Consider the following 21,560-nt stretch of genomic DNA (forward strand, 5'->3'; position numbering starts at 1 on the left):
CGGCGGCGGCGAGACCGGCGGCGGTGGCGAGACCGGCGGCGGTGGCGAGACCGGCGGCGGGGGCGAGACCGGCGGCGGCGGCGAGACCGGCGGCGGCGGCGAGACCGGCGGCGGCGGCGAGACCGGCGGCGGAGCACAGAGCGAGAACCCCGGGTCGGAGGGGACCGGCGGCGCGCAGAACGAGCCCGTGGCCAGCCCCGCTCCCACCTCGAGCGCGGCGCCCACCACGGAGACGGTCGCCTGAGGGGTCCGAACTCCTTCGTCCTCGCGGGCGAAGGCTGGAGCCGGGACCGGTGCGGAGGGGAGCCCCGTACCGGTCCCGGTCTCGCTTCCGAATCGATCGAGAAGGGCCGACACCGACACCGCGATCGCCCGGTGGCGTAGGTGATCCCCGGGATCGTCGGCCCCTGACCTGGTCGCGCACACTGGGTCCGTGCGCATCCGCCGTGCCCGACCGGACGAGGCCCCCGCGCTGGCAGCGCTCGCCGTCCGCTCGAAGGGCCACTGGCCCTACCCGCCGGATCTGCTGGCGCGCTTCGCCCGCGGCCTGGGGATGAGCGCGGAGGTGGTGGCGGCCAACGAGGTCTGGCTCGGTGAGCGTGACGGCCGCGTCGGAGGCTTCTACACGCTGGTGCACCGCGCCGACCGCACCGTCCTCGACGACCTGTGGCTGGAGCCCGCCGAGATCGGCCGCGGCTGCGGGCGGGTGCTGTTCACCCACGCCCGACGCCGCGCCGCCGATGCCGGAACGGGGGTGCTGGAGTGGGAGGCCGAGCCGTACGCCGTGGGGTTCTACGAACGGATGGGCGGCGTCACGGTCCGGTGGACCGCGTCGCCGCTGGGCCGGCCGCTGCCGGTGATGCGGATGACGCTGCCGTAGCCGCGCGTCGCGGCGGGACCGCGGGACCGGGGACGGCATGCTTGCGCGGTGCTGATCGGGGTGGGAGCGGCGCTCGTCGCGATGCTCCTGAACAGCGTCGGCGCGCTCCTGCAGGCCGACGGCGCGCTGCGCGCCACCCGGACGCGGCCGATCGTCGTGCAGCCGCGCTACCTCGCCGGTCTGGGGTTCGACGGCGCCGCGTGGCTGTGCAGCGCGGTGGCGCTGCGGTTCCTGCCGGTGTTCGCGGTACAGGCCGTGCTCGGCGGCACGATCGCGCTGACCGCACTCGCCGGGCGGCGGATGTTCGGCACCGTGCTGCGGCGGGTCGACCGGGCCGCCGTCGGGGCGTGCCTGCTCGGTCTGGTGCTCGTGGCCGCGTCGGCGGGCCGGTCCGGGCCGCCGACGCGATCACCCGTCGTCGACGTCGTGCTGCTCGGGTCGGTGCTGCTGCTCGCCGTCGCCACCCTGGTGCTGCGCCGCGGCACGCACGCCTGGCCGCTGGCCGTGGTGGCCGGGCTCGGCTTCGGCGGCGCGGCGCTGTCGGTGCGGGCGGCGCACGTGCAGGGCGGCCTGGACCCCACCATGCTGGTGTCCCAGCCGGCCACGTACCTGGTGCTCGGTTTCTGGGCGGTGGGCCTCGTCGGCTACTCGTCGGCGCTGTCGCGCGGCGAGGTGGCCTCGATGACTGCTCTGCTCACCGTCACCGAGGTGGTCGTCCCCGGGCTCGTCGGCATCGTGCTGCTCGGTGACCCGGTGCGTCCGGGGTGGGAACCGGCGCTGGCCCTGGGGCTGGCCGTGGCCGTGGCCGGGGTCGTGGTGCTCGCGCGGGCGCCGGGTCAGCGTCCGGGCCGCCGCTGAGCGCAGGTCCGTTCCGTCCACGACAGGCGGAGCGGCCCCCGCCAGGATGGTGACATGCCGAGCTGGGACGACGTCGTGGAGATCGGGTGCGGGCTGCCGGAGGTCGAGGAGTCGACCTGGTTCCGCAGCCCGTCGCTGAAGGTGAAGGGCAAGGGATTCGCGCGGTTGCGCACCGAGGCCGAGGGCCTGCTCGTGCTGATGTGCACGCTCGAGGAGAAGGAGGCGATGCTGGCCTCGGGCGACCCGACCTTCACCACCACCCCCCACTACGACGGCTACGGCGCGATCCTCGTCGACCTCGACGTCGTGGAGCGCGAGCAGCTCGTCGAGCTGGTCACCGAGGCCTGGCGGTGCAAGGCGCCGGCCCGGGTGCGCGCGATGCGGACCACTCCTCCCGGGTGAGCGCGTACTCGACGTCGCCGTGCTCGGCGCCGTCGAGCGGCTCGTCGTAGTGCGGGTGAACGGTGCGCACGTGGCGCAGCCCCGCCTTCTCCAGCACCCGCCGGGAGCCGGCGTTGACCGCCATCGTGTCGGCGACGACGCGCCGCGCGCCCATCTCGGTGAAGCCCCTGTCCACCAGCGCGATGGCCCCCTCGGTGGCGAACCCGCGTCCCCACGCGGCGGTGTGCAGCCGGTAGCCGAGCTCGAGCACCGCCGGTTCCGGGTCGACCTTCGGCGGCCGGAACAGGAACCAGCCGAGGAAGGTCCCCGTCGCCTTCTCGACGGCCGCCCAGTACCCGTACCCCTGGTCGTAGAGGCGCCGGAAGTACGGGAGGCGCTCGGTGCGGACCAGCTCGGCGGTCTCGACGCAGGGGCCGAGGAAGCGCATCACGTCCGGATCGTTGTGCAACTGCACCAGCAGGTCGACGTCGTCGGGTCCGAACTGGCGCAGGGCCAGCCGCTCGGTCTCCAGGAAGGTCTCCACGGCACCGAGGGTGTCATTTCCCGCACGCGAGTTCGGCCCGCGCGGCTGACCGCTGGGGAGGGTCGCGCCCACGGGAAGGTGTCGTGACGGTGTGAGGGAACCGGAGTGACGGCGGCGTCCCCACCGGTCCCGCTCGGCTGCCGGATGCGTCGGGTTCCACCTCCATCTCCGTCTCGTGACTTCCTTGCTGGCAGGCTGGGCCGATGGAGATCGTCGGAGTGGACCCGCGAGATCAGCGGTGGGAGTGCGACTCGCCGCGATACCGCGTCTACTTCTACGAGGGCACGACGTCCGACGAGTACGAGGTCCGTGGCGCCGAAGACGTCCACGCCGTTGTCGAGTGGGCGGAGAACGACCACTCCGGGCGCTCGTACGTGCTCTACGCGGTCGTCGATCAGGATGGCCTCGGGATGCTGCGACTGGCGGGTGAGGACCCGTACGAAGCAGCGGATTCACCGGTCGGCGGCGCGTAGGTGCGGATCGACGCCGCATCGGCGATTGCCGCCCGCCCCGAGAGCGGGACCACGTTGCGGACCGTCGCGCGACCCGGGGATGTGCGCAGCCGCGACCCTGGACATGGACAACCCTCGGGGGTCGTGCCTGCCCCCGCGCTGGTACACGCAGATCCCGTGTGGGCCACGGCGCTGGGAGAAGGACCCCTACGACGAGAGCGAAGGAGAACGTGCTCGGACGAAGCTCGACGACGCAGTCACCGCCCTCGGCGAGCGGGAGTCCCGACCACTGCGCCGCTCGGTTGCCTCCCTCGACGAGCGATTCCTGGCGGCAACCGTGCCCGACCCGTCAGTACCCGCAACGCGGCCCTGGTGGCAGCGCCGCGACTGGTTCTGACGGATCACCCCGGGTGATCGGGCGCCCCCTCCTCGGCGACTCCGGGCCGTCCGGCGCGGCCCTCACGGCAGACCGGCCCGACGATCAGGCCCAGCTCGCCGAAGCACCGCCGGCCACCGGACACGTCGACGACGAGCCGGACGACGGCGCGGCCGGCGCCCTGGTCCCGACGGGCTGAGGACACGTCGTGGGCACGCGGTGAGACTCGATCAAGAACCGATGAAGGCCCAGGTGCGGCAGTGCCGTCTGACCTGGGCCTTCGGTGTGGAGCGGATGACGGGAATCGAACCCGCGTATTCAGCTTGGGAAGCTGATGTTCTACCATTGAACTACATCCGCAACATGCTCGCAGAAGCGTATCAGCTCACGCTGAGTCATCGACGTTACTCTCCGGGTACCCCCGTCCGAGTGGAGTTGGCTCGATGGGTGCCGCCCGCCGGCACCCGGTCTCGACGCGCGGTGCCATCGCGGTTCACACTGCTGTGGCCCCGCATGGCCAGCTCCCCCGGCCGAGAAGGACCCGAGCATGACCCAGAGCAGTTCCCCACTGGGTTCGCTCCCGGAGCAGGATCACGATCACGACGTCCTGCTGATCGCCGGAAGCCGACCCGAGGTGGCCCGGCTCGCGCCGGTCGCCACCGCGTTCAACGACATCGACCGCATCCGCGCGCTCACGGTGGCCACCGGCGTCGACCCGATGGGGGTCCACGAGGCGTTCGAAGCGCTGGGGGTGCCCGCCGACGTCACGCTGCTGCTGCGCGAGCCGCCCGGCACGCACCCGGCGGCCGTCGGGGCCATGCTCATGACCCGCCTCGACGAGTTGCTCGTCGATCTCGACCCGTCGGCCGTCATGGTCTACGGCGGGGGGATGACGGCGGCGATGGCCGCCCAGGTGGCGTTCTGGCGGCAGATCCCGGTCGTGCACCTGCAGGCCGGGGTGGCCAGCGACGACCTGCTGTGCCCGTTCCCGCAGGAGGCGAACCGGCGCATCATCGGACAGCTCGCCTCGCTGTTCCTCACCACCGGCGGCGCCGCGCTGGGCAGCCCGATCGGGCCCAACGCGATCCCGGTCGGTGACACGATGGCCGCCAACCCCCAGCCCGCCGACCTGCGCTTCGCCCGACTCGTCCGCCGGGTCCGTGCGGGGGAGTCCAAGCTGGTGCTGGTGGGCCTGGACCGCGCCGATTCGCTCGGTGTCCTCGCCGGGCTGCCCGACCTGCTCGAACGCGAGCCCGGCGTGGAGATCGTCGTCTACGGCGAGCTGGCGATCCACGGGGCGGCCCATCCGCTCACCCGGCACGAACGGGCCATCGCCGTCCACACGCTGCCGCTCGCCGAGCTGGTCGGGCTGATCGCCGCCGCCACGGTGCTCGTCTCCGACGATCCCGACCTGGTCACCGACGCCCCCGGACTGGGCACCCCCGCGGTGCTCGTCGACGGCCCGCACGTCCCGCACCCCGGCGACTCGATCCGCAGCATCCTGTCCCCGGCGGTGATGACCACGGTGCGGCAGGTGCTCGCCGTGTCGCCACCACCGGAGGGCGTGCCGTCCGACGGCAAGGAGGCGCAGCGGGTGGAGCAGGCCGTCGCCTGGATGTTCGGCCTCACGCCGTCGCCGGCGCTGACCGAGCCCGTGGTGCCCGAGCAAGCTCGTGAGGAGTCGCCGACCACCGAGGAGCAGTCCACCAGCGAGGCCTAGGGTGGCGCCGTGCTGCTCTCGGACGGTGACCTGGTCAAGGAGCTCGACAGTGGTCGCCTGGCCCTCGACCCGTGGGACCCGGCGATGCTGCAGCCCTCGAGCGTGGACGTGCGGCTGGACCGGTTCTTCCGGGTGTTCCAGAACTCCCGCTACACCCACATCGACCCGCGTGAGCAGCAGGACGAGCTGACCACCACCGTCGAACCCGAGGGCGACGACCCGTTCGTGCTGCATCCCGGGGAGTTCGTGCTGGGGTCGACGTTCGAGTCGGTGTCGCTGCCCGACGACCTGGCCGGACGCCTCGAGGGGAAGTCGAGCCTCGGGCGGTTGGGCCTGCTCACGCACTCCACCGCGGGCTTCATCGATCCCGGCTTCACCGGGCACATCACGCTGGAGCTGTCCAACGTCGCGAACCTGCCGATCATCCTGTGGCCGGGGATGAAGATCGGCCAGCTGTGCCTGTTCCGGCTGTCCAGCCCCGCGCAGCGGCCCTACGGCAGCGACGGCGTCGGCTCGCGCTACCAGGGGCAGCGCGGTCCGACACCGTCGCGGGCGCACCTCAACTTCCACCGGGTGGACACCCGGCGCTGATCAGCTGCGCGGATCCCAGCGGAAGCTCCGCCTCGCCAGAACCGTGAACACCACGGGCCACACGACCAGGCTGAGCAGGCCGGGCAGCGCCGCCGGCAGCCCCAGCAGGCCGGGCGCCCACGTGCCACCGGTGAACGCGAGCTGCGCGAGCAGCCCGATCGGCGCGCCGGGCACCAGCACCAGTGCCTGCCACCACGAGTCCAGCGGCAGGATCGGCACCACGAACGCCGCCCCGAACATGGCGAAGAACAGCGGCAGCGTGGTGATCTGGGCCCGCTCCGGCGACGGCGTCACGACGGTGGTCGCGAACCCGGCCGTCACGCACACGGCGAGCCCGCCCAGGGCCGCCAGCACCAGCGGCACGGGATCGGCCGGGAACGGCGCACCCAGCACGGTGTTGATGACGGCGTAGAGCGCCAGGTGCACGACCGCGGTCGCGACCGCGGGCCCGGTGGTGGCCAGCAGCACGCCCGTGTCGCTCAGGCTGGTGGTGCGCATCCGCTTGAGCACCCGTGACTGGCGCCGCGCCACCACCGTCTGCGTGATCGTGGTGTAGACGCCCATCGTGAAGGTCAGCACGAGTTGCAGCGCCACGACGAGGCTCCACAGGCCGGGGTCCGCGGACGAACCCGGGTCGAACGTGAATGCGAAGAACGCCCCGAACGCGACGGGCAGGAACAGCGACGAGATCGCCGCGGTGCGGTTGCGGAGCAGGAGCCGCACCTCGGCGGCGGCCAGGGCGAGCACCCTCCCGGCAGGCGATGTCGTGGCGGTGGGCGCGGTCATGTCTGCTCCGATCCGGTACGGACGGCGTGGTAGATGTCGGCGAGCGAGGCCGGGGCGGCGCGCAGGTCGGACAGCCGCACCCCTCGAGCGGCGGCCCAGCCCAGGAAGTCCGTGAGGTCGCGCTGCAGGTCGTCGGTCTGGACGCGTACCTGCGCGCCGTCCCGATCCACCGTCCCGCCGAGGACGGGCAGCTCGTCCGCACCGTCGGGCAGCGTGGCCGAGAACCCCGCCGGCTGCGTGGCGATGATCTCCGCGAGCGTGCCGGCGACGGCGAGCCTGCCCTCGTGCATGATCGCCACGCGGTCGGCCAGCGCCTCGGCCTCCTCGAGGTAGTGCGTCGTGAGCACGACGGTGCGGCCGGCCTCCTGCAGCTCCTGGATGGCGTCCCAGGTGCGGCGGCGCGACCCCGGGTCCAGCCCGGTGGTCGGTTCGTCGAGGATCACCAGCTCGGGCGAGCCCCACACCGCCAGCGCCAGATCGAGACGGCGCTTCTCGCCACCGGAGAGCTTCGAGACGGCGACGTCGCGGCGGCCGGTCAGCTCGAACCGCTCCAGCAGCCGCTCGGGCCGGTCGGGCCGCTCGACGAGCCGCTCCCACAGCCGCAGCGTCTCGACGACGGTCAGCTCGTCGACGAAGCCACCCTCCTGCAGCTGGACACCCATCCGGGGCTGCAGCGCGGCCCGGTCGACGGCTGGGTCGAGGCCCAGCACGCTCACGGTGCCGCCGCTGCGGGTGCCGAAGCCCTCCAGCACCTCCAGCGTGGTGGTCTTGCCTGCGCCGTTCGTGCCGAGCAGCGCGAAGACCTCGCCCCGCCGGACGTCGAGGTCGATACCGCGCACGGCGGAGAAGTCGCCGTAGCGCACCTGCAGCCCGCGCACCTCGATCGCCGGCGCCGCCTCGACCCGGCGGGGATCCGGTGCGGTGGTCGTCTGTGTCATGGTTCCACCGTGACCGACCGGTGTCGTCGTCGATAAGTACCGGGGGTCACCCGTGGGGCTGACATCGCGCAGCAGCCGCGATGACAGGTGTCATCAGGGCGGACCGGTGGCGGTCGGCCTCGGATACCGTCACCGGGTGCACACATCACCGCCGGTCCCGGGGTTCGAGGAACGCCGCGTGCGCTCCGCCCGCCGGTTCGGCCGGATCGGCGTGATGAGCACCGTGCTGTACCTGCTGCTCGTGCCGATCCCGCTGTTCCTCGACGCCCTCCGGCCCGGCTTCGCGCCGATCATGGTCATGCTCTACGTGGCCGGGTTCGGCCTGCACGTGTGGCGGATCCGCGAGCTGATGCAGTCGCTGGGCCGCCCGGCCGCCACGTGGTTCACCGTCGCCGCGTCGGCCGTCGGGCTCGCGGTCACCGTGGTCGGGCTGGGCAGCGGGTCCCTCGGCTTCACCTGGTCCCTGCTGGGCGGGATCCTGCTCGGGGACATCGTCGGCGGCCTGCGGGCCCGGGTCACCGCCGTGTGGGTCGTCATGGCGAGCGTGCTCACGGCGGTGCTCGGCTTCTGGGTGACCGGCCTGATCTATCCCACGGATCCCGAGTCCCAGGCGTTCCGCTGGATCAGCCTGGGCCTCGCCGTGATGTACGTGGCCGGCATGTGGATCCTCGACGTCGAACGGCTGTGGTGGCTCAAGGCCGTCATCGACCTGGACGGTGCCCGCCGCACGGCCGCCGAGCTGGCCACGGCCCGCGAGCGGCTGCGCCTCGCCGACGACCTGCACGACATCCTCGGCCACGCCCTCGAGGTCGTCGCGTTCAAGAGCGAGTTGGCGGCACGGCTACCCGACCAGGAGCGCGCGCGCAGCGAGATGGTGGAGGTGCAGCGCGTGGCGCGCGAGTCGCTGTCGGAGGTGCGCGCGCTCGTCCGCGACACCCGCACCACCGATCTGGTCACCGAGATCGCCGGGGCCCGCGCCGTGCTCGACTCCGCCGGCGTCGTCCTCGTGGTGCGCGGCGATCCCACGACCGTCGGCCCCACCGCCCGCAACGTGCTCGGCCGCGTCCTGCGCGAGGCCATGACCAACGTGCTCCGGCACGCCGAGCCGAGTCACTGCACCATCGAGATCCACGTGGAGAACGGCGACGCGCGCTTGCGTGTCGTCAACGACGGGGCCCTTCCCTCCGGTGAGGCCGACGCGGGAACGGGCCTGGCGGCGCTGGATCGCTACCTCCACGAGCATGCGGGCCACCTCGACGCGGGCCTCACCGACGACGGGACCTTCCGCCTGGACGCGATCCTGCCGGTGGGTGCCCGATGAGCGAGCCTTCGGGCGCGGGCCGTGCCGACCGGTCACGGAACGGGGCTGCGGCGACGACGCGGATCCGGCTCGTACTCGCCGACGACGAGTCCCTCACCCGGGGAGCGGTGGGAGCGCTGCTCGGGCTGGAGGCCGACCTCCTCGTGGTCGGGGAGGCGGGCACCGGCGACGAGGCGGTGACCGCGGTCGCCGAGCACCGGCCGGACGTCGCGGTCCTGGACGTGGAGATGCCCGGGCGCGACGGCGCCGAGGTGGCCCAGTGGGTGGCCGCCAACGTGCCGGGCACCCGCTGCATCATCCTCACCCGACACGCCCGGCCCGGGGTGCTGCGCCGGGCCCTGGCCGCCGGCGCCGCGGGGTTCGTCACCAAGAGCGCCCCGGCCACCGTGCTGGCGGACGTGATCCGCCGCGTCCACCGCGGCGGCCGGTACGTCGACCCCGACCTCGCCATGACCGCGCTGATGACCGAGGAGTGCCCGCTCACCGACCGCGAGCTGGACGTGCTGCGCCACGTCGACGCCTCCGGCACAGCGGCCGACATCGCAGGCCGCGTGCACCTCTCACCCGGGACGGTGCGCAACTACCTGTCGTCGGCGATGCACAAGCTGGGCGTCGGCACCCGCATGGAGGCCGTCGAGCAGGCCCGCGACCACGGTTGGCTCTGACGCACCGCGGCGCGGACCAGTAGGGTCTACCGGCGATGGACGACCAGCGCCGCAGCCCCGCCGGCCCACCGGCCCACCGGCCCCAGTCGCCGCCACCGGTCGCCCCGTTCCACGACCCCGTGCCGCCGCAGCCGCCCTCGCGGCCCGCGGCGTGGAAGCGGCTCACCCGTACCGTCCGGGGCGCCGCCGGACTCGGCATCGGGGCCGCCGCGCTCCTGCTCTGGCCGTTCTCCGACTGGTCGGCGATCCCGTGGCTCGCCGGCGTGGCGGTGCTGGTGCTGCTCGCGCTGCTGCGCCTGGACCGGCTGCTGCGCGGCTGGGTCTGGCACCTCGCGGGCCTCGTCGTCGTCGGCGGGCTGATGCTGTCGACCAGCCCGTGGGCGTGGGCAGTTGCCGCGAGCATCGGGGTGCTGGTCGCCGGGCTGCTGCAGCTGCCCGCCTGGCGTCTCGCCGCCGTCGGTGCGGCGCTGTGCCTGGTCAGCGGTGTGGCGTTCGCATTCGTCAACGTGCAGGACGCGCGGGAGGCGGCCGCCGCACAGGCGCAGACCAACGCGCTGGACAAGGGTCGGCAGGGGTTCGCTACTCCGATCGAGGTCCTGCCTGCGCTGCTCAACAGACTTGCGTACGGAGACCGGCCGGAGGCCGCGGCCGCGGTGTGCGACAACCTCCTGTCGGCGCCGGCTGCGGCGTCGTTCACGGCTTCCCTGGAGGCCCCGGACTGTCCGTCGGCAGTGAAGGCACTGGCTTCGCGGGTGTCCGAGCCGAACGACTACGCCGACGCCGAGGCGCCCTCCCGTGTGCAGGGCGACGGGTTGGCCGTCGACGCCTGCGCTCTCACCTGGGAGGCCGTGGCCGCCGGACCACAGCTCGGACGTCTCACCGTGGGCCGGGAAGGCACCGGCCAGACCTACATCGTCACCTCGTTCGCGGCGTGCGGAGCCTCATGATCTGAACGGACGGGGCTCAGCTCTGGGAGTCACCCTGCGCGGGTTCCTTCGCCGGCTCGGAGTCCGACGCCGAGCCGTTGGCGGAGCTGTGGCCGTTGGTGTCGGTGTCCCCCCGCCTGACGGCGGCGAGCAGCATCTGCGAGACGTCCTGTACCTGCATGCCCTCGCCCTCGCCCTCGCCCTGCTTCTGGGTGAGGCCGTCGGTGAGCATGGTCTTGCAGAACGGGCAGCCGACGGCGATGGTGCCGCCGCTCGCCGCCCCGTCGGAACCGGCCACGGGCGTGTCGAGGTTGGCGCCCCGCGCGTTGAGCGCGGTCTTGCTCGGGGTGTCGGCGCCGGAGAGGGTGGCGATGGCCTCCTCGGTGCGGTTGACGTTGACCCGCTGCCCGATCCGCTCCTCCATCCACATCTGTGCACCACCGGCGCCGCAACACATCGAACGGTCGGCGTGCCGGGGCATCTCCGTGAGCGTCGCGACCGCGCCGACGAGGGCGCGGGGCTCCTCGTACACGTCGTTGTGCCGGCCCAGGTAGCAGGGGTCGTGATAGGTGACGGGCGCGAGCTTGTCCTCGGACGGGGCGGCGACCGGGACGAGCTTGCCCTCGCGGACCAGCTTGTTCAGCAACTGCGTGTGGTGGACGACCTCGTAGTGCCCGTCGAGCTGCGGGTACTCCCGGCCCAGCGTGTTCAGGCAGTGCGGGCAGGTGGTCACGATCTTGCGGGTGCCCGGCTCGCGGCCCTCGAACACCGAGTTCAGGACCTCGACGTTCTGCTGGGCGAGCATCTGGAACAGGAACTCGTTGCCCGAGCGACGCGCCGGGTCACCGGTGCAGGTCTCCTCGGGCCCGAGCACCGTGTACTCGACACCCGCGCGGTGCAGCAGCTCCGCGGTGGCCTGCACGGTCTTCTTCGCGCCGTCGTCGAACGCACCCGCGCAGCCGATCCAGAACAGGTACTCGGTCTCCGGGGCCAGCTCGCCGTCGAAGACGTTGACGGTGAAGCCGAGCTTCTTGGTCCAGTCCAGGCGCTCCTTGGAGTTCTGCCCCCAGGGATTGCCCTTGTTCTCCAGGTTCTTGAACAGCGTGCCCAGCTCGGAAGGGAACTCCGACTCGATGAGCACCTGGTGGCGGCGCATGTCCATGATGTGGTCGACGTGCTCGATGTCGACCGGGCACTGCTCCACGCACGCCCCGCAGCTGGTGCACGACCACAGCACGTCCGGGTCGATGACCCCGCCCTGCTCCGCGGTGCCCACGAGCGGGCGCGCGGCCTGGTCCGGGCCGGACCCGCGGACCCGCTCGAAGCCCGACTCGGGTACCCCGTGTCCGGGGTGCGCGGTGAGCCCGGCCGAGAAGTCGATCGACCCCTCCTCCGGCATGTCCCGGCCGCCGATCATGTACGGCGCCTTCGCGTTCATGTGGTCGCGCAGATCCATGATCAACAGCTTCGGCGACAGCGGCTTGCCGGTGTTCCAGGCCGGGCACTGGGACTGGCAGCGGCCGCACTCGGTGCAGGTCGCGAAGTCCAGCATGCCCTTCCAGGTGAAGTCCTCGATCCGGCCGCGACCGAAGACGTCGTCCTCGCCCGGGTCCTCGAAGTCGATCTTCTTGCCGTTCGACTCCATCGCCGGCAGCGGGCCCAGGGCCTTCGGGAAGCGCTTGGCCGAGACGTTGATCGGCGCGGTGAAGATGTGCAGGTGCTTGCTGTAGGCGACGATCACCGTGAAGACCAGCATCACGCCGATGTGCAGCAGCAGGCCGATGGACTCGACGACCTCCAGGGTCGGCTCGGGCACACCCGCGAACAGCGTCCCGAGACCGATCGACGCCCATGCGCCGGAGGTGTAGGGCAGGTACCCCAGCGCCGAGGCCGCTGCCCGGTAGAGGAACAGCGTCCACAGCACGTTGAAGATCATGAACAGGATCAGCCACGCACCGCCGGTGTGGCTGCCGTAGAACCGCGAGTCCCGGGCCTTGCGCTCCGGAGCGTTGCGCAGCCGGATCACCGAGAACACGCCCAGCGAGACCAGCGCCAGCACCGCGATCGTGTCCTGCAGGAAGCCCAGCACCGGCCAGGTGCCGATCAGCGGGATCGCGAAGTCCGGCACGAACAGCGCACCGTAGGCCTCGATGTAGACCGTGATCAGGATGACGAACGCGTAGAAGGTGAACAGGTGCGCCAACCCGGGCACCGACCACTTCAACAGCCTGCGCTGCCCGAACACCTCGACGAACTGCGCGCGTACCCGCTGCCCCAGCCCGTCGGCGCGGTCGTTCGCCGGCTGGCCCGACGAGATCAGCTTGTAGATCCAGAACGCGCGGCGGCCCGAGACCGCGACCGCGATCACGGTCATCGCCAGGCCGATGATCAGTCTCTCGAGCACGGGTACTTCCTCCCATACTGGACCGCGAGTGGTGGACCGCGGCCCGCTGCGCAGCAGACTAGACGCTCGGGTCGGGGCTGCCTGCCCGGACGCCGCAGCGGATCACGGCGAACTTACCCGGCGGTAACCACCGACTCCAGTCGGGACACGGTGACGGACGCCTCAGTCCCCGGCAGCGTCTGCACATCACTGAAGGATCTGCGTCCGAACAGGAGAGAATCACCGGAACAGATGAAGCGCAGCAGAACGGGCCCTTCAGCCGGCTCCGGGTGTTGAGATCGCAGTCGTGGAACAGTCGCCGGCGGGGGGAGCATACATGAGACAATACGCATGGATCGGGATCGCACTGCGAGTCGGAACGACGGTGATGGTCGTCCTGACGCTCGTGACCATCGGGTGGACGAGACCGGAAAACGCTCCGTCGTACGACGGGAGCGACATCGAACTCGTGTCAGCCGGTGGATGTACGGTCAGAAGCGGTCCGGCCACCCTCAACCAGAACTGTATCCATGTCAGGGGCGAAGGCCTCCACGTGGACAGCATCAACGGCTACATCCAGGCCGGTTCCTTCCCCTACGGCCCATCCACCGTCTGTGAGATCACCGTCGAGATGACCGGCACCCTCGCCGGCAACGTTCCGTATTTCGTGTCGGCCAGGACGAAGCCCGGCTGTTCGTTCATCTCTCGGGGAATCACGGCGACGGTGAACAAGAAATTCGCACCGGACTCCAAGATATGCAGCCGTACGTACTGGGGGGCGACCTATGGTTGGTCGACGCCAGCCTGCATCACCGTACGGTACTGAGACTGCTCGCCATCCATTCGGATGGCGGTGAAAGACGCCGGCGACCGGACGTGAGCCGCACGTGTCCGCGGTGCGGCTCACGTCTATGCTCAACCCGGGCGGACATGGTGTACTCGGAGGCTCCGGGACGTCGGTCTTGGGGCGGGTACCGAGCAACCTCGGGCTGGTCGGGCCACGAGGATGGAGCGATGATGATCGGACCAGAAGCGCTCGTCGCGCTGGTTGCACAGGCAGTATCGTCAGGCCCACTACAGCAGTGGATCCAGGACAACGTCGTACCGCTGATCCTGCTCGGGATCGCGATCATCCTGCTGTGGATCGGCGGGCGCGGCGACAACGCCGGTGTGGCCCGCCGCAGTGTCGGACTCATCATCGGACTCGTCGCCCTGGGAATCGCCGTGTCGGGCAACGGCCCGGAGATCGGTAGCTTCCTGGCAAGCCTCCTCACCGGGTGAACGGCGTGCTCGTCCGCACCGATGACGAGGTGTACCGGGTCGACTCCGTCTGGCTCGGTCCGCCGCGCGCCACGTTCCCCTGGCGCGCCCGCTACGTCTCCTACGGCGTCGGGCTGCTCGTGATGATCCTGGTGATGTTCGTCCAGCGCCGGGTGGGCATCGGGTTGGACTTCTTCTCCGTGGCCTGGGCCCTCGTGCTCACCGTCGTCGTCACCCGGTTCCTCGGTCAGCGCATCGACTACGAGCGCCCGCTGGGCCAGGTCGTCACCCTGTTCGGGCACGAGGTGCGCGGCCCGCGACGGCGAACGGCGGTGGCCGGTGGCCCCGTCCGGTCCGGTCACGTCCGGCTGGGATCGGTCGTCAGGCCCGCCCACCGCAGGAAGGGTCGGGCCCGTGGCGCGGCGTGAGAAGAAGCTCCGTGACGTCCCGCCCGTCGAACCGCGCCGCCGGCGCGGTCGGGCGCTGGCCGGTGAGTCGGGCCTGCCGAAGTACACCCCGGAGATCGCGCTGCGCTCCATCGAGGGCCACCTGACGCGGACCGGGACCCAGGTGATGGCGTGGTACCGGCTCGCCGCCCAGGCGTGGAGCTTCCGCAGCGACTCCCAGCGCGAGGTGCTGATCCGCCAGATCGCCGCGCAGCTCGGCGAGCTGCAGGGCCGCTGGCTGCACCTGCGGGTCACCACCCGGCCCTACCCGGTGCACATGTGGGCCGAGTCGTTCGACAACAACGCGCTGGGCCGCATGCCCGATGTCGCGGGCGCGCTGGGCTGGGACGGTTTCCTGGAGGGCGAGCAGCGACACCTGATGGGCCTGTCGATGTCGGACAAGGAGGTCTTCCTCGGCATCGAGGTCTCCGGGCGCGGGATGGTCGACCGGTGGATCGAGGCCGCCGCACCCGTACTCGGCCGGATCGCCCCCGCCGCCGTGCGCGCCGAGCTCGCGGCGCTGGACTCCGAGGTGGCCCACCTCGACGAGCTGGTGGCCGGCAACGGTCTCGACGCCGTGCCGGCGAGTGCCGCGGACATCGCGTGGCTGATGCAGCGGTCCTGCGCGCTGGGCCTGCCCTCGCCACGCACGCTGTCGGTGGTGCCGGGCGGGGTCACCCGCTGGGAGACCGAGGACCTCGCCGGGTTCACCGACGGCATCGACATGTACCAGGAACCCTACGCCCCCACGGTGCGGGTGGCGGGCCGGATCCGGTCGCAGACGGTGCAACGCAACGTCGCCGTGCTGTCGGTGGGGCTGATGGAAGGGCTGCGTATCCCCGAGGTCGACGACCCGTGGATGCAGCACAGCGACCGCCTGCCCTTTCCCGTCGAGTGGTCGGCGCGGATCTACGTCCGCCGCCCCGAGGAGGTGGCCGGTGAGCTGCAGCGCCAGATGGGCAAGGTGCGCTCCCAGATCCGGCACTACACCCACGACCACGATCTCGACCCCCCGATGTCGCTGGCGCGCCAGGCCGACCGGGTGCTGGAGGTCGAGGACGAGCTGACCACCGGGCTCACCCAGCTCAACACCCGCCTCTACGGCTGGTGGCGGGTGGCCGTGGCGGGCAAGGACGAGGCCGAGGCGGTCAGCCGCGCGCAACAGGTGCTCGACATCTACCGGCCCAAGGTCCAGATGGAGCACCCGGAGGCGCAGTACAAGTACGCCCGCGAGTTCATCCCGGGCGAGCCGCTGGCGTCCACCGCCTACCGCCGCCGGGGCTCGGTCACCTGGGCCGCCGCGGCGGTCCCCGCGGCCACGGCGAGCGTCGGCGACCGGCGCGGCATCATGATCGGCGAGACGTGCACCGCCACCCGCCGCCCGGTCGCCTGGGACCCATGGCTGGCCCAGGAGGTGCGCCGGGCCTCCGGCCTGACCGCCGTCGTCGGCGGGCTGGGATCCGGGAAGTCCTTCCTCACCGGGCTGATCGTCTACAAGACGCTGCGTTCGGGCGCCACCTGGACGGTGCTCGACCCGTCCGGTCCGCTGGCCGAGCTCACCCGGCTGCCGGAGCTGGCCCCGTTCTCCCGGCACATCAACCTGCTGCGCGCCGACCCCGGCATCCTCAACCCGTACCGGGTCGTCGCCGAGCCGCGGCGTGACCACTTCGCCGACGAGGAGGACCCCGAGCGGGCGTGGCGCCGCGAGCGCAGCCTCGCCGCCGCCACGAGACGCCGGCTCGTCCTCGACGTCCTCACCGGGCTGCTGCCCTACGACCTGTCCCGGCTCCCGCACACCCGCATCGTGCTGCTGCGTGCCGTCCGTGAGGTGGGTGGCGGGCACGACCGGCACCCCGGTCTGGTCATCGACGCCCTGCGCCGGCACGCGCGCGACGGCGAGGAGCACGCGGGGGTCGTCGCCGACTTCCTCGACGAGCGCCGCGAGCTCCCGCAGGCCGCGTTGCTGTTCCCCGACACCACCCGCGACGACCCGTGGACCGCCGACCGCGACTTCCGCCTGACCGTGCTCACGATGCAGGGCATGACCCTGCCCCGCCCGGGGAGCCCGCGCGAGGAGTGGACCGACGGGGAGTCCCTCGCCGTCGAGCTGCTGAACCTGGCCTCCTGGCTCACGCAGCGCACCATCTACGAGGCGGACCGCAACCTGCGCAAGGGTGTGGCCCTCGACGAGACGCACTTCCTGTCCCAGGTGCCCACCGGCAAGGTCCTCATCGACCGGCTCGCCCGCGACTCCCGCAAGTTCAACGTCCGCGCCCTGTTCGCGTCACAGCTGGCAGGCGACCTGTTGCGCGTCTCCGGGTTCGCGTCGCTGGTCAACGCGGTGTTCGTCGGCCGCACCGACGACGGCGAGGCCCAGGACGAGGCGTTGCGGCTGCTCAAGGTGCCCACCGGGGTCGGCTACGAGCAGATGCTCGGCACGCTCTCGCCACGCCCGCGCCACGACGACCGCCCCGACGACACGCCGCGCCAGTTCGTGTTCGCCGACGGGCACGGCGGCGTCGAGAAGATCCGGATCGACCTGGAGGCCCCGCACCTGGAACACGTCCGGGCCGCGCTGGACACCAACCCGGACGCCTCCCGGGTGTCGGTCCGGGGGGTCCCGGTGCCCGCCGCCGCCGCGCCCGCCGCGGTGCTGGCACCTGACGAGCCGGCCCCACCACGGCCCGCCGAGCTGGTCGTCGACCCCGCCGACGACGACGTGCTCGACGACTTCGGCGAGCTCGACGACGACGTGCTCGGCCTGACCCGCAACGGGCACCACGACAGCACGACCGTGGACGACCGGGAACGGGTGGCCGGGGAGAGCGTGCGGTGACGCCGGCACCGATCGGGGTGCTGCCGGTGGGGCTGGTGTTGCTCGCTGCCCTGCTGGTGGCGCTGCGCCGACGGCGCAGGCGGAGCGGTCGGGCGTCGCGGCGCGGGGCCCTGCTCGTCGTCACCGCGATCGTCGGCGGGTCGGTGCTGATCGGACAACCGGCGATGGCGCAGCCCTTCGACTGCAAGGAGGCCCCCGAGCCGGACCGGCCGGGCACCGGGCTGGTCGGCTCGCTTGACCCCTCGCCCTACGGTGTCGGCGAACCCGGAAGTGTCTACGACGAGGTCGGTTACGCGGGACTGATCTGGCACAACTACGACCTCGGTTGTGCGGGGTCCGCGGTCTTCAACCCAGCCAGCACCACCGACACCTGGCTCGGCAACCAGGCGTTCAACGTGGCGAAGTTCGCCGTCGGTGGCGTCAACTGGTCGCATTACCTGATCGCCAACGGCAGTGGACTCCTCGCGCCTCTGGACGACCTGATCGTCGGCGGTACCCAAGCGATGTACGACGCGGTCTTCACCACCTGGATCGGTCCGGCCCTCGCGATCCTAGCGGTGTTCCTGCTCGTGCTCGCGCTACGCGGAGATCTCGCGGAACAGGCGAGGCGAGGGGGGTTCGCGCTGATCGCGCTCGTCGTCGGATCAGCCGCGTACCTCGCACCGATCGACTGGTCACGAGCCGCCGACAGCCTGCTGCTGGACGGGATCACCGAGATGCAGGAGGGGTTCCTGGATCAGGTGGGACTCGGCAATCGGGACACGCTGCCGACCGTACTCGTCGATCAAGTGATCTACTCCAATTGGCTGCGCGGTGAGTTCGGCGCGCCCGATGTGCCACAAGCCCAGGAACTGGGTCGCGATCTCCTGCGTGCGCAGACCTATACCAAGCCGGAGATCGCTCAGCAACTCGCGGGTCCGGAGCTGGCGGAGCAGAAGAAGGCCGACTTCGCCGCGATCGGCGAGCAGATGGGTGACCGCTACCCCTACTTCACCGGCGAGGCCGGCAGCCGCACCGGCGCCGGCGTGCTCGCCGTCGTGCAGGCGATCTGCATCGCGCTGTTCCAGCTGCTGTCCAAGGTCCTGGTGCTGGTCGCGATGCTGATGCTGCGGCTGATGGTGATGACGGCGCCCGCGATCGCCGTGGTGGCGGTCCTCAAGCCCGACATCCTGCCCGCGCTGCTGCGCGTGGCGGGGGCGGCGGTCGTCAACACCCTGGTGGTCGGCGCGCTGGCCGGGCTGCACGCGCTGCTCGTCGTGTCCCTCTTCCGGCCCGGCGCCGGCATCGACCTGTGGCTCGCGCTGCTGGTGACCGGGGTGGTCACGGTCGTGCTGTGGGCCGTCGCGCGACCGTTCCGCCGCCTGGTGTCGATGGTGTCGCTCACCCGCGAGCAGTTCGGCGGGATCGTGCCGGGCGCCGGCACCGGTCCGATGTCGCGGGTGTGGCAGCGGATGCGAGGCGGGGAACCCGACGACCGGCAGTCCCGCTGGTGGGACGAGCGTCGCGGCGCCGCCGCCGGTACCTCCTTCACCGACGGCGGGCGGCCCGAGGCCCAGCCCGGCACCCGGGTGCGGGCCACGGCCGAGCGGGTCGTACCGGCCCGCCGCGAGGTGGAGGCGCCCGCGGCGCCCACGCCGGTGTCGTCCGCGCGCCGTCCGGCACTCCCGCGCGGGGGCGGCTCCGGGGTGGGCGCCGCCGCTGCGCCGCCCAGCTGGTCCGACCCCGGTGAGATCGACGACCGCACCATCTACCGGCGCGCCGACGCGATCCCGCGCCGCCCGGGCGCCGCCCGGCCGGTGGAGGCCGAGATCGTCGACGGCGCGCCGGTGTACCGCATCTACCGCCCGCGCCCCGCCTTCGACGGTCCCGTCTACGACCGCACCGGTGGCGGCCGTGCCGATTAGGTCCCCGCGCGGCCGCGCGGCGGCCTACCGGGCGGTCTGGCAGTGGCCGCTGCGGTCGCCCACGCACCTCGCCGTGACCGCGGCCGTGGTGCTCGCGGTCGTCGTCGGGGTGAGCACGGCCCTCACGGCGCTGAACCCACCCGCGCCCGCGACCGCGACCACGGCAGCGAGCTCCACCCAGGGCAGCTCGCGTCCGGCACCGTCGTCATCTCCCCGGGAGACGCGGACCCCGGCGCCGACCGCACTCCCTCCGCTGCCGGAGCTCACCCCGTCGCCGCAGCCGCTCAGCAGCGCTCCCGCAGCCGCGCTGCAGGTGGCGTCCGCTTGGTCGGCGGCGTGGGTCCGGCCCCCGGAGGACACGACGGCCGAACAGTGGCTCGACGGGCTGCGGCCCACCACCACGCAGGAGTACCTGGGCGTGCTCGCCACCGTCGACCCGGCGGCGATCCCGGCCAGCCGGGTGACCGGCGAGCCCCGGCCGGTCAGCGTCGCCGCCGACTCCGTCGAGGTCGAGGTGGCCACCGACGCCCTGACCCTGCTCGTGCTGGTCGTCCGCACCGAGGACGGGGACTGGCGCGTCTCCGGGTACGACCGGGTCTAGGGGCCGATGATGCGCCTGCTGCGCCCGATGCGGCTGCTCGTCCCCGCCGTCGCGGTGCTCGCGGCGCTCGGGCTGGTGCTCGTCGTCGGGATGATCGCGTTCACGGTGAACGGCGGCGGGGCGCGGTCCGCGTCGGCGTACGCGGCCTGTGACGCGGGCCTGCGGGGTGGCGGCGTCGGCCTGGTCCCCGACCGGGCCGGCACCACGGCGGCCACGCTGTCGGAGGAGCAGCGGGTGAACGCCGCGACCATCATCGGGGTGGCTCGCGACATGGGCGCGCCGCCGCGGGCGTGGCTCGTGGCGCTGGCCACCGCGATGCAGGAGTCGACGCTGCGCAACATCGACTACGGCGACCGGGACTCGCTCGGGTTGTTCCAGCAGCGCCCGTCCCAGGGCTGGGGGTCCCCGGCCCAGGTCACCGACCCCGTCTACAGCACGACGATCTTCATCGAGCGGCTGCTCGAGGTGCCGGGTTGGGAGACGATGCCGGTCACCGTGGCCGCCCAGACCGTCCAGCGCTCGGCGTTCCCGGCCGCCTACGCGAAGTGGGAGGGGCTGGCCGCCGACCTCGTGCGGACCCTCGCCGACGTCGCCGATCCCGCCGGCTGCGGGCGCACCGCGGTGCTGGCCGAGGGTGCGGCGGCCACGGCGATCCAGTTTGCGCTCAGCCAGGTCGGCGATCCCTACCTGTGGGGCGGCAACGGGCCGGACCGCTGGGACTGCTCGGGGCTGCTCGTGGCGGCGTTCCGCGAGGCCGGCATCACGCTGCCGCGGGTGTCGCGCGACCAGTTCCGGGCCGGGGGACACGTCCCGGTGCGCCAGATGGCGCCCGGGGACCTGTTCTTCTACGGCACCGACCCGACCGACCCCCGCACCATCCACCACGTCGCCATGTACATCGGCAACGACCAGATGGTCGAGGCCCCCTACACCGGGGAGTTCGTCCGCGTGCGGCCCATGCCGTGGGACCACCCGAGGCTGCTGCCCGTGGCCACCCGCCCGGGCACCACACCGAACCGGGCGTGACCACACCGTCACAGCCCCTCTGCCACGATGGCGGTGATGGACAGCGACCCCCCTACCCCGGCCTCGACCACCCCGGTGGCCGACTACCTCGACCGCCCCGCCCCCGGCGCCACCGAGGACCACCTCGTCGTACCACGCTCGCTCGCCCAGTCGATGCCGCTACGCTGGCAACAGGTGTTCGTGGGGTTGCTGGCGGACCTGCACGACGCCTACCGCGACCAGCCGTGGCCCCAGTACCGCGTCGTCCCGAGCCGCTGGGAGCGGCTGGCCGACATGGACGAGGAGCAGCTCGCCGCGTCCGGATTCCACGCCGACCTCGGCCCGGACGGTGAGCTGGAGTACCGCGACGCCCGCGACGAGCTCGTGACCGACGCCGCGACGCGCCGCGTTCTCGCCCCGGTCGACGACCCGCTGCCCCGGGCCTCGGCGGGGCGCGTCCCGCCGCGCCCCGCCGACCCCCTGTAGGGCGACCCCGGTCGGGCGCGCCCCCGGTCGGGCGGCCCCCTCAAGGTCGCACGCCGTTCAGCGCCGCGACGTGCCGTCCGCGGTCCTGTGCGTCCCGGGCCCGGACGGGTGTCACCGGCCGAGGATCCCGCATCGGCCCGCGTCACTCCGTCATCCCGGCGGCCCGGAACAAGATACGGCCGCCACCCGTTGCACCCTTCG

Annotated in this window: 23 protein-coding genes and 1 tRNA gene; 19 read left to right on the forward strand and 5 right to left on the reverse strand. The window is 72.4% G+C overall.

Features of this window, described 5'->3' with window-relative positions; genetic code table 11:
* The 4 genes from Q1K26_RS19670 to Q1K26_RS19685 all read left to right on the forward strand — a co-directional run.
* On the forward strand, positions 1–244 hold a 244-nt coding region (locus tag Q1K26_RS19670; RefSeq protein WP_300014978.1), incomplete at its 5' end, for a hypothetical protein.
* Positions 245–433: 189 nt separating this feature from the next.
* Positions 434–880 carry a GNAT family N-acetyltransferase gene (locus Q1K26_RS19675; RefSeq protein WP_300014981.1) on the forward strand — a complete coding sequence of 149 codons (447 nt, stop codon included), beginning with the start codon at positions 434–436 and terminating at the stop codon, positions 878–880.
* Positions 881–928: 48 nt separating this feature from the next.
* Positions 929–1,738: a hypothetical protein gene (locus Q1K26_RS19680; protein ID WP_300014984.1), complete on the forward strand. Its 810-nt coding sequence runs from the start codon at positions 929–931 to the stop codon at positions 1,736–1,738.
* A gap of 54 nt (positions 1,739–1,792) precedes the next feature.
* Positions 1,793–2,140: an MmcQ/YjbR family DNA-binding protein gene (locus Q1K26_RS19685; protein ID WP_300014987.1), complete on the forward strand. Its 348-nt coding sequence runs from the start codon at positions 1,793–1,795 to the stop codon at positions 2,138–2,140.
* Here Q1K26_RS19685 and Q1K26_RS19690 read toward each other — a convergent pair.
* Positions 2,073–2,663 carry a GNAT family N-acetyltransferase gene (locus Q1K26_RS19690; protein WP_300014989.1) on the reverse strand — a complete coding sequence of 197 codons (591 nt, stop codon included), beginning with the start codon at positions 2,661–2,663 and terminating at the stop codon, positions 2,073–2,075. The two genes, Q1K26_RS19685 and Q1K26_RS19690, sit on opposite strands and share 68 nt — an antisense overlap.
* Before the next feature lie 203 nt (positions 2,664–2,866).
* Between Q1K26_RS19690 and Q1K26_RS19695 the strand changes: the two genes are divergently transcribed.
* Both Q1K26_RS19695 and Q1K26_RS19700 read left to right on the forward strand, forming a co-directional pair.
* A complete protein-coding gene (locus Q1K26_RS19695; RefSeq protein ID WP_300014991.1) occupies positions 2,867–3,136 on the forward strand; it encodes a hypothetical protein in 270 nt (89 codons plus the stop codon).
* Positions 3,137–3,525: 389 nt separating this feature from the next.
* Positions 3,526–3,690, forward strand: a complete 165-nt coding sequence (locus tag Q1K26_RS19700) for a hypothetical protein (protein WP_300014993.1) — start codon at positions 3,526–3,528, stop codon at positions 3,688–3,690.
* A gap of 87 nt (positions 3,691–3,777) precedes the next feature.
* On the opposite strand, the gene Q1K26_RS19705 is transcribed toward Q1K26_RS19700, so the two are convergent.
* Positions 3,778–3,851: transfer RNA gene (locus Q1K26_RS19705), tRNA-Gly, on the reverse strand.
* Positions 3,852–4,038: 187 nt separating this feature from the next.
* Here Q1K26_RS19705 and Q1K26_RS19710 point away from each other — a divergent pair.
* Together Q1K26_RS19710 and dcd are read left to right on the forward strand one after the other, a co-directional pair.
* Positions 4,039–5,211 carry a UDP-N-acetylglucosamine 2-epimerase gene (locus Q1K26_RS19710; protein ID WP_300014995.1) on the forward strand — a complete coding sequence of 391 codons (1,173 nt, stop codon included), beginning with the start codon at positions 4,039–4,041 and terminating at the stop codon, positions 5,209–5,211.
* Positions 5,212–5,220: 9 nt separating this feature from the next.
* Positions 5,221–5,802, forward strand: coding sequence for a dCTP deaminase (dcd, locus tag Q1K26_RS19715; protein WP_300014997.1), 582 nt, complete (start codon positions 5,221–5,223; stop codon positions 5,800–5,802).
* Here dcd and Q1K26_RS19720 read toward each other — a convergent pair whose 3' ends face one another.
* Both Q1K26_RS19720 and Q1K26_RS19725 read right to left on the reverse strand, forming a co-directional pair.
* Positions 5,803–6,588 (reverse strand): ABC transporter permease, encoded by a 786-nt coding sequence (locus tag Q1K26_RS19720; RefSeq protein ID WP_300014999.1) that lies wholly within the window; start codon positions 6,586–6,588, stop codon positions 5,803–5,805.
* A complete protein-coding gene (locus tag Q1K26_RS19725; RefSeq protein ID WP_300015001.1) occupies positions 6,585–7,526 on the reverse strand; it encodes an ABC transporter ATP-binding protein in 942 nt (313 codons plus the stop codon). Before Q1K26_RS19725 ends, Q1K26_RS19720 begins: the two co-directional genes overlap by 4 nt.
* A gap of 136 nt (positions 7,527–7,662) precedes the next feature.
* Between Q1K26_RS19725 and Q1K26_RS19730 the strand changes: the two genes are divergently transcribed.
* Genes Q1K26_RS19730 through Q1K26_RS19740 form a run of 3 tightly spaced genes read left to right on the forward strand, consistent with a single transcriptional unit; the run spans position 7,663 to position 10,459 of the window.
* Positions 7,663–8,847 carry a histidine kinase gene (locus Q1K26_RS19730; RefSeq protein WP_300015003.1) on the forward strand — a complete coding sequence of 395 codons (1,185 nt, stop codon included), beginning with the start codon at positions 7,663–7,665 and terminating at the stop codon, positions 8,845–8,847.
* Complete coding sequence (locus Q1K26_RS19735; RefSeq protein ID WP_300015005.1) at positions 8,844–9,512, forward strand: response regulator transcription factor; 669 nt, start codon at positions 8,844–8,846, stop codon at positions 9,510–9,512. The genes Q1K26_RS19730 and Q1K26_RS19735 overlap by 4 nt, the downstream gene beginning before the upstream one ends.
* A 35-nt stretch (positions 9,513–9,547) precedes the next feature.
* Positions 9,548–10,459 carry a hypothetical protein gene (locus Q1K26_RS19740; RefSeq protein ID WP_300015007.1) on the forward strand — a complete coding sequence of 304 codons (912 nt, stop codon included), beginning with the start codon at positions 9,548–9,550 and terminating at the stop codon, positions 10,457–10,459.
* A gap of 16 nt (positions 10,460–10,475) precedes the next feature.
* On the opposite strand, the gene Q1K26_RS19745 is transcribed toward Q1K26_RS19740, so the two are convergent.
* The gene (locus Q1K26_RS19745; RefSeq protein WP_300015010.1) at positions 10,476–12,842 is read right to left on the reverse strand and encodes a (Fe-S)-binding protein; all 2,367 of its coding nucleotides are present in this window, start codon (positions 12,840–12,842) and stop codon (positions 10,476–10,478) included.
* A 286-nt stretch (positions 12,843–13,128) separates the two neighbouring features.
* On the opposite strand from Q1K26_RS19745, the gene Q1K26_RS19750 reads away from it, so the two are divergent.
* The 8 genes from Q1K26_RS19750 to Q1K26_RS19785 all read left to right on the forward strand — a co-directional run bounded on the left by Q1K26_RS19750 (position 13,129) and on the right by Q1K26_RS19785 (position 21,359).
* On the forward strand, positions 13,129–13,647 hold the full coding sequence (locus tag Q1K26_RS19750; protein ID WP_300015013.1) for a hypothetical protein: 519 nt from the start codon (positions 13,129–13,131) through the stop codon (positions 13,645–13,647).
* A 191-nt stretch (positions 13,648–13,838) separates the two neighbouring features.
* Positions 13,839–14,102: a hypothetical protein gene (locus Q1K26_RS19755; RefSeq protein WP_300015353.1), complete on the forward strand. Its 264-nt coding sequence runs from the start codon at positions 13,839–13,841 to the stop codon at positions 14,100–14,102.
* Positions 14,099–14,509 carry a hypothetical protein gene (locus Q1K26_RS19760; protein WP_300015016.1) on the forward strand — a complete coding sequence of 137 codons (411 nt, stop codon included), beginning with the start codon at positions 14,099–14,101 and terminating at the stop codon, positions 14,507–14,509. Before Q1K26_RS19755 ends, Q1K26_RS19760 begins: the two co-directional genes overlap by 4 nt.
* Positions 14,496–17,363, forward strand: a complete 2,868-nt coding sequence (locus tag Q1K26_RS19765; RefSeq protein WP_300015019.1) for an ATP-binding protein — start codon at positions 14,496–14,498, stop codon at positions 17,361–17,363. The genes Q1K26_RS19760 and Q1K26_RS19765 overlap by 14 nt, the downstream gene beginning before the upstream one ends.
* Positions 17,360–19,267: a hypothetical protein gene (locus tag Q1K26_RS19770; protein WP_300015021.1), complete on the forward strand. Its 1,908-nt coding sequence runs from the start codon at positions 17,360–17,362 to the stop codon at positions 19,265–19,267. The genes Q1K26_RS19765 and Q1K26_RS19770 overlap by 4 nt, the downstream gene beginning before the upstream one ends.
* Positions 19,248–19,868 (forward strand): hypothetical protein, encoded by a 621-nt coding sequence (locus tag Q1K26_RS19775; protein ID WP_300015024.1) that lies wholly within the window; start codon positions 19,248–19,250, stop codon positions 19,866–19,868. Before Q1K26_RS19770 ends, Q1K26_RS19775 begins: the two co-directional genes overlap by 20 nt.
* Before the next feature lie 6 nt (positions 19,869–19,874).
* On the forward strand, positions 19,875–20,894 hold the full coding sequence (locus tag Q1K26_RS19780) for a C40 family peptidase (RefSeq protein ID WP_300015027.1): 1,020 nt from the start codon (positions 19,875–19,877) through the stop codon (positions 20,892–20,894).
* A 36-nt stretch (positions 20,895–20,930) separates the two neighbouring features.
* On the forward strand, positions 20,931–21,359 hold the full coding sequence (locus tag Q1K26_RS19785) for a hypothetical protein (RefSeq protein ID WP_300015030.1): 429 nt from the start codon (positions 20,931–20,933) through the stop codon (positions 21,357–21,359).
* Positions 21,360–21,560: the final 201 nt, after the last annotated feature.

Origin of the sequence: Pseudonocardia sp. (genome assembly GCF_029263155.1) — a bacterium.
In the GTDB taxonomy this organism is placed as follows: Bacteria; Actinomycetota; Actinomycetes; order Mycobacteriales; family Pseudonocardiaceae; genus Pseudonocardia.

Bases quoted from the DNA above. Each gene is read 5' to 3' on its own strand.
- Q1K26_RS19720 (WP_300014999.1), bottom strand. From the start codon at position 6,588: ATGACCGCGCCCACCGCCACGACATCGCCTGCCGGGAGGGTGCTCGCC.
- Q1K26_RS19710 (WP_300014995.1), top strand. From the start codon at position 4,039: ATGACCCAGAGCAGTTCCCCACTGGGTTCGCTCCCGGAGCAGGATCAC.
- Q1K26_RS19725 (WP_300015001.1), bottom strand. From the start codon at position 7,526: ATGACACAGACGACCACCGCACCGGATCCCCGCCGGGTCGAGGCGGCG.
- Q1K26_RS19755 (WP_300015353.1), top strand. From the start codon at position 13,839: ATGATCGGACCAGAAGCGCTCGTCGCGCTGGTTGCACAGGCAGTATCG.
- Q1K26_RS19695 (WP_300014991.1), top strand. From the start codon at position 2,867: ATGGAGATCGTCGGAGTGGACCCGCGAGATCAGCGGTGGGAGTGCGAC.
- Q1K26_RS19780 (WP_300015027.1), top strand. From the start codon at position 19,875: ATGATGCGCCTGCTGCGCCCGATGCGGCTGCTCGTCCCCGCCGTCGCG.
- Q1K26_RS19740 (WP_300015007.1), top strand. From the start codon at position 9,548: ATGGACGACCAGCGCCGCAGCCCCGCCGGCCCACCGGCCCACCGGCCC.
- Q1K26_RS19785 (WP_300015030.1), top strand. From the start codon at position 20,931: ATGGACAGCGACCCCCCTACCCCGGCCTCGACCACCCCGGTGGCCGAC.
- Q1K26_RS19735 (WP_300015005.1), top strand. From the start codon at position 8,844: ATGAGCGAGCCTTCGGGCGCGGGCCGTGCCGACCGGTCACGGAACGGG.
- Q1K26_RS19685 (WP_300014987.1), top strand. From the start codon at position 1,793: ATGCCGAGCTGGGACGACGTCGTGGAGATCGGGTGCGGGCTGCCGGAG.